We start from the raw sequence: 17,130 nt of genomic DNA, 5'->3' as shown, positions 1-17,130 counted from the left end.
TGGAATAACTATTCTAGTCATGGCATAGTTATGCCCATGACTGTGAAGGTGGCCATTGCCGGCTGCACCGGCTACGCGGGAGGCGAGCTGCTGCGGCTGCTCGCCCAACACCCCGAGGTGGAGGTGGGCGCGCTGACCGGGCGCAGCAGCGCCGGTGACCGCCTGGTCCAGCATCATCCGCAGCTGAGCGCGTACGCCGATCGGATCGTCGAACCCACCGAACTGGCCACGCTGCGAGGCCACGATGTCGTCTTCCTGGCGCTGCCGCATGGCGCCTCCGGGCCGCTGGCCGCCGAGCTCTCCCAGGACACCCTGGTCATCGACGCCGGTGCGGACTTCCGGCTGGAATCCAGCCAGGAATGGCAGGCCTTCTACGGCAGCCCCCATGCGGGCACCTGGCCCTACGGGATGCCGGAGCTGCCGGGCCAGCGCGAGGTGTTGGCCCAGACCCGGCGGGTCGCGGTGCCGGGATGCTTCCCGACCACCGCCACCTTGGCGCTGTTGCCGGCCGTCACCGCGCGCCTGGTCACGGGCGAGGATGTCGTCATCGTCGCGCCGACGGCACCGTCGGGCGCCGGCAAGGCTGCCAAGGCCCACCTGATGGCATCAGAACTGCTCGGTTCGGCCACCGCGTACGGGGTCGGTGGCGGTCACCGCCACAACCCCGAGATCCGGCAGAACCTACGCCGGCTTGGCGCCGCTGAGCCGACCGTCAGTTTCACCCCGGTGCTGGTGCCGATGTCGCGCGGCATCCTGGCCACCTGCACCGCCCCGTTGGCCAGTCCGACCACCGCGGACCAGGTCCGGCAGGCCTATCTCGAGGCGTACGCCGACGAGCCCTTCGTGCAGCTGCTGCCTGAGGGGCAGTGGCCCCAGACCCAATCGGCGCTCGGATCCAACATGTGCCAGGTGCAGGTGACCGTCGACGAGGCCGCCGGCCGGTTGGTGGCCATCGCCGCACTCGACAACCTCACCAAGGGCACCTCCGGGGCAGCCATCCAGTGCATGAATCTCGCGCTGGGACTGCCCGAGACCACCGGCCTGCACGGGCAAGGAGTAGCACCGTGACGACACCTCACGACGTGACAGCCACCGACGGGCCCCCGCTCGGTGTCACCAGCCCGGCTGGCTTCCGCGCCGCCGGCGTCACCGCCGGTCTCAAGCGGTCGGGACGCTCCGATCTGGCCGTTGTCCACAACATTGGGCCACGCCACGATGCCGCGGTCGTCCTCACCAGCAACCGGGTCGCCGCAGCGCCGGTGCACCTCACCCGCCAAGCTGTCGCCGATGGCGTCCTGCGGGCGATCGTGCTCAACTCGGGCGGTGCCAATGCCTGCACCGGTGAAGCCGGGATGGCAGATGCCCGTGCGATGGCTCAGGCCACCGCCACTGCCCTTGACCTGGCAGCCGACGACGTCGCCGTCTGCTCCACCGGCCTGATCGGTACCCGGTTGCCGATGGATCTGGTGTCGGCCGGCATCACGGACGCTTGCCGCACCCTCAGCGAGGATGGCGGCGCTGACGCGGCCCGGGCCATCATGACCACCGACACCAGGGCCAAGCAGGCCGGCCACCGTGCCGCGGCGGGCTGGACCATCGGCGCGATGGCGAAGGGCGCTGGCATGTTGGCGCCGGGCCTCGCAACCATGCTGGTGGTCATCACCACTGATGCGGTGGTGCCCGCCGAGATCGGCCAGCGCGCTCTGGCGGAGGCGACTCGGGTCACGTTCGACCGGCTGGATTCCGACGGCTGCATGTCGACCAATGACACCGTGGCGCTGCTGGCCAGTGGGGCCAGTGGGGAAGAGCCGCCGGAGTCGGAGTTCACCGCGGCGCTGACCGCGGTCTGCCATGACCTGGCCCAGCAACTGCTCAGCGATGCCGAGGGTGCCAGCCATGACATCGCGGTGACCGTCCGGGGCGCGATCAGCGAGGACGAGGCTGTCGTGGTCGCGCGCAGCGTGGCCCGGTCGAATCTGCTCAAGTGCGCCGTCTTCGGCAGCGACCCCAACTGGGGCCGGGTGCTCGCCAGCGTCGGCACCACCGACGCCACCTTCGACCCCGACCAACTCGACGTCAGCTTCAACGGCGTGAAGGTCTGTCGCGGCGGCGCCATCGGCGAGGACCGCTCGCTGGTGGACCTGAGCCCCCGCGCAGTGACCATCGACATCGAGCTGTACGCCGGTGACGCGAGCGCGACAGTGTGGACCAACGACCTGACCTATGACTACGTCAAGGAGAACGCGGAGTACTCCACATGAGGATCCGGACCCAGCATTCCACCGAGGAACAGGTCGCCAAGGCCTCCATCCTGATCGAGGCGCTGCCTTGGCTGGAGAGCTACGGTGGCAAGACCATCGTCGTCAAGTACGGCGGCAACGCCATGATCGACGACGACCTCAAGCGGGCCTTCGCCCAAGACGTGGTGTTCCTGCGGCGCTGCGGACTTCGACCCGTCGTGGTCCACGGCGGCGGTCCGCAGATCTCCTCGATGCTCAAGCGCCTGGGCATCGAGAGTGAGTTCCGCGGCGGCTTCCGGGTCACCACGCCTCAGGTGATGGAAGTGGTCCGGATGGTGCTGACCGGTCAGGTGGGCCGGGAGTTGGTCGGGCTGATCAACGAGCACGGCCCCTTGGCGGTGGGTCAGTCGGGTGAGGACGGCGGCCTGATGGTGGCCGAGCGGCGTACCGCCGAGGTGGACGGCGAACAGGTCGACCTCGGCCTGGTCGGCGATGTCACCCAGGTGCGGCCGTATGCGGTCCAGGACCTCATCGACGCCGGTCGGATCCCGGTGATCTCCAGCGTCGCACCCGACGTCAACGGTGTCATCCACAACCTCAACGCCGACACTGCCGCGGCAGCGATCGCCGAAGCGCTGGGTGCGGCTCGACTCGTCGCGCTGACCGATGTCGAGGGTCTGTACGCGGCCTGGCCCGACACCTCGACCACGATCGCCCAACTCACCGCCGACGAGCTCGATGAGATGTTGCCGAGCCTGGCCAGCGGCATGATCCCCAAGATGGAGGCCTGCTTGCGGGCGGTCCGTGGTGGCGTCGAACGGGCCACGGTCATCGACGGGCGCGTCAAGCATGCGCTGCTGCTGGAGATGTTCACGAACGAGGGCATCGGCACGATGGTCACCGCGGACGAACCCGGACCGGTGGTCCCCAGCCCCGTGGGCCCGGTCCAGACCGGCCCGCGCGTCGACGTGGCACGCCCGAGCTGAGTTTCCCGAACCCACTGAGAGAGGCCACCATGACGAATCCCGAAAACGCCCCAGTCGACCATGCGCCCCAGAATCTCGCTCCCGCGCAGCCCAGCCGGTATCGCCGGGTGCTGATGCACACCTTCCCCGAGCCGGCCCAGATCTTGGAGCGCGGCGAAGGGTGCTGGGTCTGGAGCCGCGGCGGCACTCGTTACCTGGATCTCTTCTCCGGCATCGCGGTCAACTCGCTGGGCCATGCGCACCCCGACATCGTTGCGGCGATCGGGCGCCAGGCAGGTCTGCTGATGCACGTCAGCAACCTGTTCACCACCGATGTCCAGGTGGCGTTGGCCGAGCGGCTGTCAACGATGGCCTCCGAACTCAACCCGACGCTGCCGGCCCGGACCTTCCTGTGCAATTCAGGAACTGAGGCCAATGAGGCCGCCTTCAAGCTGACCCGCCTCACCGGACGTACCAAGATCGTGGCGATGGAGGGCAGCTTCCACGGCCGCACCATGGGGGCGCTCGCGCTCACCCACACACCGAAGTATCGGACTCCCTTCGAGCCACTGCCCGGCGAGGTGAGCTTCGTCCCGTACGGCGACCTGGCTGCCCTCGCGGCAGCCGTCGACGACCAGACCGCGGCCGTGGTGCTGGAACCGATTCAGGGTGAGAACGGTGTGGTGGTGCCACCGGAGGGTTACCTGGCCGGCGTTCGCGAGGTGTGCGATCGCACCGGGGCGCTCATGTGGGTCGACGAGGTCCAGACTGGCATCGGCCGTTGCGGCAGCTGGCTGCTGAGCGTGGGGCAGGGGGTCCAGCCCGACGTCATCACGCTCGCCAAGGGCCTGGGTGCGGGCTTCCCCGTCGGCGCCTGCATTGGCGTCGGCCGTGCCGCGGAGCTCTTCGAGCCCGGCGCCCACGGGACCACCTTCGGTGGCAATCCGCTGGCTGCGACAGTGGCGCTGACGACCTTGGCGGTCATCGACGAGGACGGTCTGCTGGTGGCGGCCCGGGAACGTGGCGCGCAGCTGCGTGAGGGGGTGCTGGCGCTGCAGCATCCAGGAATTGCCGGCGTACGCGGTGCGGGCCTGCTGCTCGGTATCGAACTGACCGGTGAATGGGCCGAGCGTGGCTCCGCCGTGGCTGCCGCAGCGTTGGCGGCGGGGTTCATCATCAACGCCCCCCGTCCGTCCGTGCTTCGGCTGGCGCCCTCCCTGGTGGTGACCCCGGAGCAGATCGACAGCTTCGTGACAGCGCTGCCGGACCTGCTCGACGCAGCCCGGGGCTGACATGGTGCGGCTCAGCAAGACTGCCCGCCAGCAACGGATCATTGACCTGCTGGTCAACGAAGTGATCGGTTCGCAGGCCGAACTCGCCCAGCGACTCGCCGACGAGGGCGTCGAGGTGGCCCAGCCGACGCTGTCCAAGGACCTGCTCGAGGTCGGCGCGGTCCGGATCCGACGCGCGGACGGTCAGCAGGCGTACGCCGTGCCGGGCGAGGGCGGCGACCGCTCGTTGACCTCGGGGGAGCGGGGCCGACTGAGCGGCAAGCTGGCCCGGCTGTGTCAGGAACTGTTGGTGTCGGCCCAGTCGGTGGGCAACCAGGTGATCCTGCGTACGCCGCCGGGCGCTGCGCAGTACCTCGCCTCCACGATCGACCGTGCCGAGCTGCCCGAGGTGCTCGGTACGATCGCCGGGGACGACACGATTCTGTTGGTCGGACGTGACCCGGCAGCTGGTCCAGCACTGGTGGAATGGTTCGCCGGCCACCTGCGGACCGATGTCGCCGAACGTTGACAGATCTGAGAGGGAGACGATGAGCCACAGCGGTGCAGGGAGCCACGAAGCCGGACGCCTGTGGGGTGGCCGGTTTGCCGGCGGTCCCAGCGAGGTGATGGCTGAATTGTCGCGCTCCACCCAGTTCGACTGGCGGCTGGCGCGGGTCGACATCGCCGGTTCTCGGGCCCACGTCGGTGCACTGCATCGGGCCGGTTTGCTGCGGGACGAGGAACGCGAGGCGCTGCTGGCCGGGCTGGATGACCTGGCGGCCGCTGTCGTCACAGGTGAGTTCACCGCCACCCCTGAGGACGAGGACGTCCACGGTGCCCTGGAACGAGGTCTGATCGGCATCGTCGGGCCCGAACTCGGTGGACGGCTGCGCGCCGGCCGCTCCCGCAACGACCAGATCGCGACCCTGGTGCGGCTCTATCTGCGCGACGAGTTGTCGCAGTTGGCGCAGCGCCTCGGTGAGCTGGTCACGACGCTCGCCGACCGGGCCGAGGAGCATCGGCAGGCCGTGATGCCGGGCCGTACTCATCTTCAACATGCGCAGCCGGTGCTGCTGGCCCACCATCTGCTGGCCCATGCCTGGCCGTTGGTGCGCGATCTCGATCGGATTGGCAACCTGCAGCGCCGACTCGGGCTGAGTCCGTACGGATCAGCGGCGCTGGCGGGTACCTCGCTCGGCCTCAACCCGCAGCTGGTCGCCGCCGACCTGGGCTTCCGCGACAGCGTGCCGAACTCGATCGATGGCACCGCGGCACGTGACCTGGTCGCGGAGGCGGCCTGGATTCTGGCCCAAGTGGGCGTGGACCTGTCCCGACTGAGCGAGGACGTGATCCTGTGGTGCACCCACGAGTTCGGCTTCGCACGGCTGGATGATGCCTGGTCGACCGGGTCCAGCATCATGCCCCAGAAGAAGAATCCTGACGTGGCGGAGTTGGCCCGTGGCAAGGCCGGTCGGCTGATCGGCAACCTGTCCGGGTTGCTGGCCACGCTCAAAGGCCTTCCGCTGGCGTACAACCGGGACCTGCAGGAGGACAAGGAGCCGGTCTTCGACGGCTTGGACCAGCTGCGGATCCTGGTGCCGGCGGTGACCGGCATGATGGCCACCCTGACCTTCGACGAGGCGCGGATGGCTGACCTGGCGCCGCGAGGATTCTCGTTGGCCACCGACATGGCGGACTGGTTGGTACGCCAGCGGGTTCCGTTCTCCCGCGCCCATGACATTGCCGGCAAGGCGGTCAGCTACTGCGAGCAGCGCGATCTGGAGTTGTCGGACCTCACCGGTGAGCAACTGGCTGAGGTGGCTCCCGAACTGACCCCCGATGTACGCGCGGTGCTCACCGTCGAAGGATCGGTCGCGGCCCGCAACGGCCGTGGTGGCACCGCACCCGGCCAGGTCGTGGCCCAGCTGGCCGAGATCCGCGATGAGGTGGCGCGACTGCTGCCGATGGCGGCGCTGCCCGAACCCGACGACCGCAACTGACCAGGGGGCGGGCGATCGAGTGCGATGGGTCACAGCGGCCCCGTCACCCGGAATTGTCCGGCGACTGCGGCGCCGATGCGGCAAGATGGACTGCGTCCGGTGGTGTGCGATGGCCGTCGCACGCACTGTTTCTTCCGACCGGGCGGATGAGGAGTTGTCGTGAACGGTGTACTGGATGAGCTGAAGTGGTCCGGGCTGTTGGCCCAGAGCACCGATGAGGAGGCGCTGTCGGCGCACCTCGACAGCGGACCAGTCACCTTCTATGTCGGCTTCGACCCCACCGCGCCAAGCATCCACATGGGCAACTTGGTCCAGCTGATCGTTGCCCGCAAACTTCAGGCAGCCGGTCACCGACCGCTGCTGCTGGTCGGTGGCTCGACCGGTCTGATCGGCGACCCCAAGGAGGGTGGCGAGCGGACCATCAACACCCGCGAGGTGGTCGCCGAATGGGTGGAGAAGATCCGCTCCCAGGTCAGCCGGTTCGTCGAGATGGACGGGCCGGCGGGCGCCCAGTTGGTCAACAACCTGGACTGGACCGCCGAGATCAACGTCATCGACTTCCTGCGTGACACCGGCAAGCACTTCCCGGTGAACCGGATGCTGGCCCGCGACGTGGTCGCCAAGCGCCTCGAGTCGGGCATCTCCTACACCGAGTTCAGCTACGTGTTGCTGCAGGCGCTCGACTACCGCGAACTTTTCCGCCGCCATGGCTGCACCCTGCAGACCGGCGGCTCGGACCAGTGGGGCAACATCACGGCCGGGGTGGAGTTGATCCGCCGCAGTGAAGGGGAACGGGTCCACGCGCTGTCGACGCCGCTGCTGACGAAGGCTGATGGCACCAAGTTCGGCAAGACGGAGCAGGGCACGGTCTGGTTGGACCCCGAGCGCACCAGCCCGTACGCCTTCCACCAGTTCTTCCTGAACGTCGAGGACGTCAAGGTCATCGAGTACCTCAAGGTCTTCGGTAACCGCAGTCGCGAGGAAGTCACCGAGTTGGACCGCGCCAACCAGGAAGAGCCGTTCAAGCGTGCGGCCCACCGGGCGTTGGCTGATGACGTGACCGATCTGGTCCACGGACGCGAGGAGCGGGAGGCTGCCACCCAAGCAGCTGCGGCGATCTTCGGACGTGAGGAGCTGAGCACCCTTCCGGAGTCGATGCTGTCGGCCGTTGCCAAGGAAGTCGGGGGCGGCGTCCTCGATGCCGGAGCGGATCTGCCCACCCCGGTCGACCTCCTGCCGGCCGGGGGAGTGGTGGACTCCAAGGGAGCTGCCCGTCGCGCCGTGAAGGAGGGCGGGGCGTACCTGAACAACACCAAGGTCGAGCCCGACCGCGGTGAGGATCCCATCGGTCCCGAGGACCTGCTGCACGGCCGTTTCGTCGTCGTACGCCGGGGCCGCAAGACCGTCGGTGTGGTCGAACTGCGCCGTTGACGCGCCGCGTCCGGGGTCGATTTGACCCGACCCCGGACCCCGTGTACTTTTATGTCTCGCCCCACCGGAGAGCAAGGACGAGGTCACTGACCGAGGCCGGCGCCACAGGGGCCAACCCACCAACTTGGTAGCGGCGAGGTGTGTGTCCAATGAGGACCCACTGAGGGCCGGTGCGGAGCTATGTGAGTTGACCAGGACCCCAAGATCCCGGATTTGACCGGGGCAGGGACACCGGGTAATGTTCATCTGGTCGCCGCAGGGCGGCCAGCAAGAACAAGAGCAAGACCGAAGGGTTCTCCACCGGCGATCTGATCGCCAGGCGAGCCCCTCACAACAACTGAATCGGGAATGATCACCTGAGGGAGATCCACTGGCCAGCTGGCCACGGATGGAACCAGGTACGGTCGCTCAGAGAGGCAAAACAAGCCGATTTGACACCGACAGATCACCTCGGTAATGTTGTTCGAGTTGCCCCAAGCAGAAGCGAAAGCCGAAGCGCGGTGTGCACCCGAAACTTGAGAACTCAACAGTGTGCTTAAAAGTCAATGCCAAATAATGCACGAAAATAACCCCGTGCTCTGGCAGATCCGGCGATTTCCGTCGGTGACGACAGAGGACGGTTCCTTTGATGAATATTTGGATCCAGCAATGGATCTCAAGTCAGTCATCAAACACAAAGTTGAAGGTTAACACCTAAAAATTTTCAACGGAGAGTTTGATCCTGGCTCAGGACGAACGCTGGCGGCGTGCTTAACACATGCAAGTCGAACGGTGACGATGGAGCTTGCTCCATCTGATCAGTGGCGAACGGGTGAGTAACACGTGAGCAACCTACCCTTGACATCGGGATAAGCGATCGAAAGAACGTCTAATACCGAATACCAGCTCGGCGGGCATCCGCTGAGCTTGAAAGCTCCGGCGGTCATGGATGGGCTCGCGGCCTATCAGCTTGTTGGTGAGGTAACGGCTCACCAAGGCTTCGACGGGTAGCCGGCCTGAGAGGGCGACCGGCCACACTGGGACTGAGATACGGCCCAGACTCCTACGGGAGGCAGCAGTGGGGAATATTGCACAATGGGCGCAAGCCTGATGCAGCAACGCCGCGTGCGGGATGACGGCCTTCGGGTTGTAAACCGCTTTCAGCAGGGACGAAGCGAAAGTGACGGTACCTGCAGAAGAAGCACCGGCCAACTACGTGCCAGCAGCCGCGGTGATACGTAGGGTGCAAGCGTTGTCCGGAATTATTGGGCGTAAAGAGCTTGTAGGCGGTTTGTCGCGTCGGATGTGAAAACTCAGGGCTTAACCCTGAGCGTGCTTTCGATACGGGCAGACTAGAGGAAGTTAGGGGAGAACGGAATTCCTGGTGGAGCGGTGGAATGCGCAGATATCAGGAGGAACACCAGTGGCGAAGGCGGTTCTCTGGGACTTTCCTGACGCTGAGAAGCGAAAGCATGGGGATCAAACAGGCTTAGATACCCTGGTAGTCCATGCCGTAAACGGTGGGCACTAGGTGTGGGACTCATTCCACGAGTTCCGTGCCGTAGCTAACGCATTAAGTGCCCCGCCTGGGGAGTACGGCCGCAAGGCTAAAACTCAAAGGAATTGACGGGGGCCCGCACAAGCGGCGGAGCATGCGGATTAATTCGATGCAACGCGAAGAACCTTACCTGGGTTTGACATATACCGGAAACGCCTGGAGACAGGCGCCCCCTTGTGGTCGGTATACAGGTGGTGCATGGCTGTCGTCAGCTCGTGTCGTGAGATGTTGGGTTAAGTCCCGCAACGAGCGCAACCCTCGTCCTATGTTGCCAGCGGATAATGCCGGGGACTCATAGGAGACTGCCGGGGTCAACTCGGAGGAAGGTGGGGATGAGGTCAAGTCATCATGCCCCTTATGTCCAGGGCTTCACGCATGCTACAATGGCAGGTACAATGGGCTGCGAAACCGCAAGGTCAAGCGAATCCCAAAAAGCCTGTCTCAGTTCGGATTGGGGTCTGCAACTCGACCCCATGAAGTCGGAGTCGCTAGTAATCGCAGATCAGCAACGCTGCGGTGAATACGTTCCCGGGCCTTGTACACACCGCCCGTCAAGTCATGAAAGTCGGTAACACCCGAAGCCGGTGGCCCAACCCTTGTGGAGGGAGCCGTCGAAGGTGGGACTGGTAATTAGGACTAAGTCGTAACAAGGTAGCCGTACCGGAAGGTGCGGCTGGATCACCTCCTTTCTAAGGAGCCTTTTGGCAGCCGGCTCATCACTGGCTGTCCAATGTTCAGTTCCAGAGCAAACGTCTCTGGCTGAGCAGGCACCGGAATGTGGAACATTGACCATTAAGCTCGAGCGACTCACCTCGTCCAGTACAACCTGCTTGCAGGAGTGGAACGATGAAGCGAGAAGGTCGAGCCCAGGCACACTGTTGGGTCCTGAAGGGTCGGTTGCTCAGCAACAACTCTTCTAGCGGATCACGATGAGTCACTGAGGTGATGAGTCCAGATACCGCCCGTATCTTGAGAACTATACAGTGGACGCGAGCATCTTTGTAGTAATAACAAGCTACTAAGGGCAATCGGTGGATGCCTAGGCACCAAGAGCCGATGAAGGACGTTGTAACCTGCGATAAGCCACGGGGAGCTGGTAAACAAGCTTCGATCCGTGGATCTCCGAATAGGGAAACCTCGAAACACCGGAGGCAAGTCCGGCGACCTCTACCTGAACACATAGGGTAGTTGGAGGGAACGTGGGGAAGTGAAACATCTCAGTACCCACAGGAAGAGAAAACAACCGTGATTCCGTAAGTAGTGGCGAGCGAACGCGGAAGAGGCCAAACCATAGTTGTGTGATAGCTGACAGGCGTTGCAGCTATGGTGTTGAGGGGCCGCTCCGACCAGGCTGTCAATTGGTCAAGGAGTCAAAAATGATTGAAAAAGTCGAAGTGTCCTGGGAAGACACGGCAAAGACGGTAACACCCCGGTAGACGTAATTCAATCACTCCTGAGCGTTACCCCAAGTAGTACGGAACCCCTGAAATTCCGTACGAATCTGGCGGGACCACCCGCTAAGCCTAAATACTCCTTGGTGACCGATAGCGGACCAGTACCGTGAGGGAAAGGTGAAAAGTACCCCGGGAGGGGAGTGAAATAGTACCTGAAACCGATTGCCTACAATCCGTCGGAGCGAAAGTGACGGCGTGCCTTTTGAAGAATGAGCCTGCGAGTTAGTGGTATGTGGCAAGGTTAACCCGTGTGGGGAAGCCGTAGCGAAAGCGAGTCCGAACAGGGCGATTGAGTCGCATGCTCTAGACCCGAAGCGGAGTGATCTATCCATGGCCAGGGTGAAGCGACGGTAAGACGTCGTGGAGGCCCGAACCCACTTCAGTTGAAAATGGAGGGGATGAGCTGTGGATAGGGGTGAAAGGCCAATCAAACTCCGTGATAGCTGGTTCTCCCCGAAATGCATATAGGTGCAGCGTCACGCGTTTCTTACCGGAGGTAGAGCACTGGATGGTTGAGGGGGCCCAACAGCTTACCAACATCAACCAAACTCCGAATGCCGGTAAGTGAAGCGTGGCAGTGAGACTGCGGGGGATAAGCTTCGTAGTCGAGAGGGAAACAGCCCAGATCACCAGCTAAGGCCCCAAAGAGATTGCTAAGTGGAAAAGGATGTGGAGTTGCGGAGACAACCAGGAGGTTGGCTTGGAAGCAGCCACCCTTGAAAGAGTGCGTAATAGCTCACTGGTCAAGTGATTCTGCGCCGACAATTTAGCGGGGCTCAAGCAATCCGCCGAAGCTGTGGCATCCAGTTTTCTGGATGGGTAGGGGAGCGTTGTGTATGCGATGAAGCGGCGGGGTGACCCAGCCGTGGAGAGTACACAAGTGAGAATGCAGGCATGAGTAGCGAATGACGGGTGAGAAACCCGTCCGCCGAATATCCAAGGGTTCCAGGGTCAAGTTAATCTGCCCTGGGTTAGTCGGGACCTAAGGCGAGGCCGACAGGCGTAGTCGATGGACACCGGGTTGATATTCCCGAGACCGGCGAAACAACAACCCTGCCGAGGCGAGTGATGCTAAGCATGGAAGGCTCCGGACGTCTTCGGACTGAACGAGCTGACTCTGCGAACCAATCTTGTATTAGGCAAGCTGCGGAGGGACGCAGGAAGGTAGCCCATCCCGGTTATGGTAATACCGGGTCAAGTGCGCAGGGCGTGGTGTAGGCAAATCCGCACCACACAAGCCCGAGGCATGACGTGTCCTTTGACCATTGGTCATTGTGTATGGGTAATCCTATGCTGCCTAGAAAATCTTCGTGAGCGAGTTGTTAGCCGCCCGTACCCTAAACCGACACAGGTGGATAGGTAGAGAATACCAAGGCGATCGAGATAATCGTGGTGAAGGAACTCGGCAAAATACCCCCGTAACTTCGGAATAAGGGGGGCCCAATTTGTGACCACACTTGCTGTGTGAGCATTGCGGGCCGCAGAGACCAGGGGGAAGCGACTGTTTACTAAAAACACAGGTCCGTGCCAAGTCGAAAGACGATGTATACGGACTGACTCCTGCCCGGTGCTGGAAGGTTAAGGGGACGCGTTAGCTTCGGCGAAGCGCTGAACTTAAGCCCCAGTAAACGGCGGTGGTAACTATAACCATCCTAAGGTAGCGAAATTCCTTGTCGGGTAAGTTCCGACCTGCACGAATGGAGTAACGACTTCCCCGCTGTCTCCACCACGAACTCGGCGAAATTGCACTACGAGTAAAGATGCTCGTTACGCGCAGCAGGACGGAAAGACCCCGGGACCTTTACTATAGTTTGGTATTGGTGATCGGTACAACTTGTATAGGATAGGTGGGAGACTTTGAAGCAGCCACGCCAGTGGTTGTGGAGTCAATGTTGAAATACCACTCTGGTTGTTCTGGTTATCTAACCTAGGTCCGTTATCCGGATCAGGGACAGTGCCTGATGGGTAGTTTGACTGGGGCGGTCGCCTCCCAAAAAGTAACGGAGGCGCCCAAAGGTTCCCTCAGCCTGGTTGGCAATCAGGTGTTGAGTGTAAGTGCACAAGGGAGCTTGACTGTGAGAGAGACATCTCGAGCAGGGACGAAAGTCGGGACTAGTGATCTGACGGTGGCATGTGGAAGCGCCGTCACTCAACGGATAAAAGGTACCCCGGGGATAACAGGCTGATCTTGCCCGAGCGTCCATAGCGACGGCATGGTTTGGCACCTCGATGTCGGCTCGTCGCATCCTGGGGGTGGAGTCGCTCCCAAGGGTTGGGCTGTTCGCCCATTAAAGCGGCACGCGAGCTGGGTTTAGAACGTCGTGAGACAGTTCGGTCCCTATCCGCTGCGCGCGTAGGAGTCTTGAGAAGAGCTGTCCTTAGTACGAGAGGACCGGGACGGACGAACCTCTGGTGTGCCAGTTGTTCCACCAGGAGCACGGCTGGTTGGCTACGTTCGGAAGTGATAACCGCTGAAAGCATCTAAGCGGGAAGCACGCTTCAAGATGAGGGCTCCCAACTAGTAAGGCCCCCGGTAGACCACCGGGTTGATAGGTCGGATGTGGAAGTGCAGCAATGCATGGAGCTGACCGATACTAATAGGCCGAGGGCTTGTTACTACAAAGATGCTACGCGTCCACTGTATGGTTCCCGAGTTGCGGTCGGGATCCGATCACAACTCCATAGAGTTTCGGTGATCATTGCGAAAGGGAAACACCCGGCTCCATTCCGAACCCGGAAGTTAAGCCTTTCAGCGCCGATGGTACTGCAGGGGGGACCCTGTGGGAGACTAGGTCGTCGCCGGACATTTACAACACCCTTGGGGCGGTCAGCAATGGCCGCCCCAAGGGTGTTTTTTGCGTTCTGGGGCGGATGATGTGGTCACCAGGTAGCCGCCGCTGACAGGTGGCGGGCCGGCGGCAGGTGCTGCCGGGATGAAATGATGAGATTGAGCTGGACAGTACGAGGAGTAGAGGTCAGATGAGCGAGTCAGATCACGAAGGGGAGCGCCGGCGGTCTGGTGCGGGTGCTGGTGGGTCCGGCGATCAACGTGGATCGTCCGGGGCGCGTCCCCGTGGGCGTGGGGATGGCTCTGCTGGGCAACCTGATGGTCGTGGCTCACGCGACGACCGCGACCGCAAGCCCTATGGCGAGCGGGGCCGCAAGCCGTTTGGTGATCGTGACCGTCAGCCCTACGGCGATCGCGACGGTCAGCCTTATGGCGATCGTGATCAGCGTTCCTTCGGTGACCGCGGTCGTGATGAGCGTCGCGAAACTCGGGACGGCCAGGATCGGGATCGTAAGCCCTATGGCGACCGCGACCGCAAGCCCTACGGTGACCGCGACCGCAAGCCCTACGGTGACCGCGACCGCAAGCCCTACGGCGATCGTGATCAGCGTTCCTTTGGTGACCGTGGACGTGATGAGCGTCGCGGGCCCCGCGAGGGCCAGGATCGGGATCGTAAGCCCTATGGCGACAGGGACCGCAAGCCGTTTGGTGATCGTGACCGTCAGCCCTACGGCGATCGTGATCGTAAGCCTTATGGCGATCGTGATCAGCGTTCCTTTGGTGACCGCGGTCGTGATGAGCGTCGCGGACCTCGCGAGGGCCAGGATCGGGATCGTAAGCCCTATGGCGACCGCGACCGTAAGCCGTACGACGGTCGCGACCGTAAGCCTTATGGCGATCGCGATCAGCGTTCCTTTGGTGACCGCGGTCGCGATGAGCGTCGCGGACCTCGCGACGGCCAGGACCGCGACCGTAAGCCCTACGGCGACCGCGACCGTAAGCCCTACGGCGACCGCGACCGTAAGCCCTACGGCGACCGCGACCGTAAGCCTTATGGCGATCGTGATCAGCGTTCCTTTGGTGACCGCGGTCGCGATGAGCGTCGCGGACCTCGCGACGGCCAGGACCGCGACCGTAAGCCCTACGGCGACCGCGATCAGCGTTCCTTCGGTGACCGCGACCGTAAGCCCTACGGCGACCGCGACCGTAAGCCTTATGGCGATCGTGATCAGCGTTCCTTTGGTGACCGCGGTCGCGATGAGCGTCGCGGACCTCGCGACGGCCAGGACCGCGACCGTAAGCCCTACGGCGACCGCGATCAGCGTTCCTTCGGTGACCGGGGTTCTTTTCGGGAGCGAGGGCGTACGCCGGACCGCGATGATGACCGATTCCAGGGGGAGGAGGAGTTCGCCTTCCGGCCCGGTCGGATGCCTGCCGAGAACGAACCAGAAACGCCCACTGAGGTTGACCTGAAGGCCCTGCCGCTACCCGTGCGCGCGGAGCTGCGGGGGTTGTCGGCTTCGTTGGCCGATGCCGTGGGCGCCCACCTGGTGGCCGCCGGTGAACTGATCGAGGTCGACCCGGAGTTGGCGCATCGCCACGCCGAGGCGGCTCGTCGCCGTGCACCCCGGCTCCCGGTGGTGCGCGAAGCGGTGGCGGAGACCGCGTACGCGGCTGGTGAGTTCGAGGCTGCGCTGGCCCAGTTCCGGGCGCTGCGCCGCATGAGCGGGAATGATTCCCTGCTGATTCTGATCGCCGACTGCCAGCGTGGCACCGGTGATCCCCAAGGCGCGCTGCGTACCGTCAAGGAAGCCTCAGCTGTAGAGCTCTCGGCGGAGGACGCCGTCGAGCTGCAGTTGGTCGCGGCCGGAGTGCGCGAGGACCTCGGCCAGGTCGCGGAGGCGGAACGTGTCCTACGCCAGGAGATCACTCGACTCGGCAGCAAGGGGCCGCAGCTGAGCCGGGCTCGGCTGCAGATGGCGTACGCCGGGCTGCTCGAGCGTCACGGCAACGCCGAAGCCGCCCGCGCTCACTACGTTTCCGCTCGGTCGCTGGATCCACAGGACCTCACCGGCGCCGCGGAACACCTCGACGCGCTCGACGGTGTCGTGGTGGACCTCAACTTTGACGAGCCAGAGGAACCGGTCGAAGCGGACAACCCTGAGGCCGCTGAGCTGACGGGGGCCCCTACGGCTGCTGACGAGGTTGCCGCCTCAGCTGAGGAGGCCGCACCGGCCGATCCGCCTGTGCCCACTGACGATGCTGTGTCCACTGACGATGCTGTGTCCACTGACGACGCCGCGTCCACTGACGATTCCGCCTCCGGTGATGTCGCAGACTCCTCGGATGATGACGAGTCCGTCGTTGACGCCACGGCTACCGACGATGCAGCTGGTACGGGTGACGCCACCACCGATCCCGGGGAGAACTGATGTCTTTTGCTGACCGCTACGACGTGGCGCTGTTCGATCTGGATGGGGTGGTGTACCTCGGTCCGCAGGCCGTCACCGGGGCGCCGGAGGCGATCAGCCAGTTGCGTGAACACGGCGTACAGATTGGTTTCGTCACCAACAATGCGGCCAGGTCACCGGAGGCCGTCGCCGCGCACCTCACCGAGCTCGGCGTCACCGCCACCGCCGATGAGGTGATCAGCTCGGCGCCTGTCACGGTGGGTCTGATGGCCGAGCGGTTCCCGGCCGGATCCAAGGTGTTGGTCGTCGGCACCGACAACCTGGCCGAGCAACTGACCGCCGTTGGCCTCACCCCGGTCCGGAGTGCCGAGGACGCGCCGGTCGCGGTGGTGCAGGGGTACAACAATGACCTCGACTGGCGCAGCCTCGACGAGGCAGCACTGGCCATCGCCGCGGGTGCGGTCTGGTACGCCACCAATGGCGACCTGACCCGACCCACCGAACGTGGACTGGTGCCGGGCAACGGTGCTGCGGTGGCGGCCTTGGCCGCAGCCGTGGAGCCCGATCCGATTGTCATCGGAAAGCCCCACCCGCCGCTCCTGCTGGCCGCCCTGGAACGCTTCGGCACCGAGCCCAGCCGGGCCGTCTTCGTCGGTGACCGGCTCGACACCGACATCCAGGGCGCCGTGGCGACCGGAATGGATTCGCTGCTGGTCTTCACCGGCACCCACGGTAAACAGGACCTGCTGACTGCGGCCGCGGATCGGCGCCCCAGCCTCATTGGGGCCGGAATCGCGACCCTGCTCAGTGAGTATCAGGTGACTGTCGAGGTCGACCGGGCCACGGTTGGTGCTGCCAGCGCCGACATCAACGGCTCCGAACTGAGGTGGTCGGCCGACCTGGACAGCGAGGACGGTCAGTACGACCTGCTCCGGGCAGCGCTGCCGCTGGCCTGGGCCGCGGCCGACCGCGGTCACATGGTGGATCCGGCCCCGCTGGCGGCAGCGCTCGATAAGCTGCGCTGACCTGTTTG

10 protein-coding genes and 3 rRNA genes are annotated in these 17,130 nt (G+C 63.9%); all 13 read left to right on the top strand.

The features are described from left to right. Positions 1-36 precede the first annotated feature (36 nt). On the top strand, positions 37-1,068 hold the full coding sequence (gene argC / locus CGZ91_RS07755) for an N-acetyl-gamma-glutamyl-phosphate reductase (RefSeq protein WP_094453928.1): 1,032 nt from the start codon (positions 37-39) through the stop codon (positions 1,066-1,068). After that, on the top strand, positions 1,065-2,261 hold the full coding sequence (gene argJ / locus CGZ91_RS07750; protein WP_229116496.1) for a bifunctional glutamate N-acetyltransferase/amino-acid acetyltransferase ArgJ: 1,197 nt from the start codon (positions 1,065-1,067) through the stop codon (positions 2,259-2,261). Before argC ends, argJ begins: the two co-directional genes overlap by 4 nt. Beyond that, entirely contained in the window at positions 2,258-3,226 is a 969-nt protein-coding gene (gene argB / locus CGZ91_RS07745) for an acetylglutamate kinase (protein ID WP_094453926.1), read from the top strand. Before argJ ends, argB begins: the two co-directional genes overlap by 4 nt. 29 nt (positions 3,227-3,255) lie before the next feature. After that, on the top strand, positions 3,256-4,497 hold the full coding sequence (locus tag CGZ91_RS07740) for an acetylornithine transaminase (protein WP_094453924.1): 1,242 nt from the start codon (positions 3,256-3,258) through the stop codon (positions 4,495-4,497). Between the two features lies 1 nt (position 4,498). Next, a complete protein-coding gene (locus CGZ91_RS07735) occupies positions 4,499-5,005 on the top strand; it encodes an arginine repressor (RefSeq protein ID WP_094449681.1) in 507 nt (168 codons plus the stop codon). A 19-nt stretch (positions 5,006-5,024) separates the two neighbouring features. Then, a complete protein-coding gene (gene argH, locus CGZ91_RS07730) occupies positions 5,025-6,476 on the top strand; it encodes an argininosuccinate lyase (protein WP_094453922.1) in 1,452 nt (483 codons plus the stop codon). Between the two features lie 159 nt (positions 6,477-6,635). Then, the gene (gene tyrS, locus CGZ91_RS07725) at positions 6,636-7,907 is read left to right on the top strand and encodes a tyrosine--tRNA ligase (RefSeq protein WP_094453920.1); all 1,272 of its coding nucleotides are present in this window, start codon (positions 6,636-6,638) and stop codon (positions 7,905-7,907) included. 703 nt (positions 7,908-8,610) lie between these two features. Continuing rightward, a 16S ribosomal RNA gene (locus tag CGZ91_RS07720) occupies positions 8,611-10,133 on the top strand. Between the two features lie 319 nt (positions 10,134-10,452). Continuing rightward, a 23S ribosomal RNA gene (locus CGZ91_RS07715) occupies positions 10,453-13,516 on the top strand. A gap of 70 nt (positions 13,517-13,586) precedes the next feature. Continuing rightward, positions 13,587-13,703, top strand: a 5S ribosomal RNA gene (rrf, locus tag CGZ91_RS07710). The 16S, 23S and 5S rRNA genes sit together here, the layout of an rRNA operon. A 280-nt stretch (positions 13,704-13,983) precedes the next feature. Then, positions 13,984-15,159: a hypothetical protein gene (locus CGZ91_RS07705; protein ID WP_179229270.1), complete on the top strand. Its 1,176-nt coding sequence runs from the start codon at positions 13,984-13,986 to the stop codon at positions 15,157-15,159. Beyond that, the gene (locus CGZ91_RS07700; protein ID WP_144276832.1) at positions 15,114-16,118 is read left to right on the top strand and encodes a tetratricopeptide repeat protein; all 1,005 of its coding nucleotides are present in this window, start codon (positions 15,114-15,116) and stop codon (positions 16,116-16,118) included. The genes CGZ91_RS07705 and CGZ91_RS07700 overlap by 46 nt, the downstream gene beginning before the upstream one ends. Further along, positions 16,118-17,122 (top strand): HAD-IIA family hydrolase, encoded by a 1,005-nt coding sequence (locus CGZ91_RS07695; RefSeq protein WP_094453914.1) that lies wholly within the window; start codon positions 16,118-16,120, stop codon positions 17,120-17,122. The genes CGZ91_RS07700 and CGZ91_RS07695 overlap by 1 nt, the downstream gene beginning before the upstream one ends. The last annotated feature ends 8 nt before the right edge of the window (positions 17,123-17,130 follow it).

Origin of the sequence: Parenemella sanctibonifatiensis (assembly GCF_002250565.1) — a bacterium.
GTDB classification, from domain to species: Bacteria; Actinomycetota; Actinomycetes; order Propionibacteriales; family Propionibacteriaceae; genus Parenemella; species Parenemella sanctibonifatiensis.
This window is presented reverse-complemented; position numbering and strand designations above follow the sequence as displayed.

Coding starts and splice junctions, on each gene's coding strand:
- CGZ91_RS07700 (WP_144276832.1), top strand. CDS start 15,114: ATGCCTGCCGAGAACGAACCAGAAACGCCCACTGAGGTTGACCTGAAG.
- CGZ91_RS07695 (WP_094453914.1), top strand. CDS start 16,118: ATGTCTTTTGCTGACCGCTACGACGTGGCGCTGTTCGATCTGGATGGG.
- CGZ91_RS07705 (WP_179229270.1), top strand. CDS start 13,984: ATGGCTCTGCTGGGCAACCTGATGGTCGTGGCTCACGCGACGACCGCG.
- argB (WP_094453926.1), top strand. CDS start 2,258: ATGAGGATCCGGACCCAGCATTCCACCGAGGAACAGGTCGCCAAGGCC.
- CGZ91_RS07740 (WP_094453924.1), top strand. CDS start 3,256: ATGACGAATCCCGAAAACGCCCCAGTCGACCATGCGCCCCAGAATCTC.
- CGZ91_RS07735 (WP_094449681.1), top strand. CDS start 4,499: ATGGTGCGGCTCAGCAAGACTGCCCGCCAGCAACGGATCATTGACCTG.
- argC (WP_094453928.1), top strand. CDS start 37: ATGACTGTGAAGGTGGCCATTGCCGGCTGCACCGGCTACGCGGGAGGC.
- argH (WP_094453922.1), top strand. CDS start 5,025: ATGAGCCACAGCGGTGCAGGGAGCCACGAAGCCGGACGCCTGTGGGGT.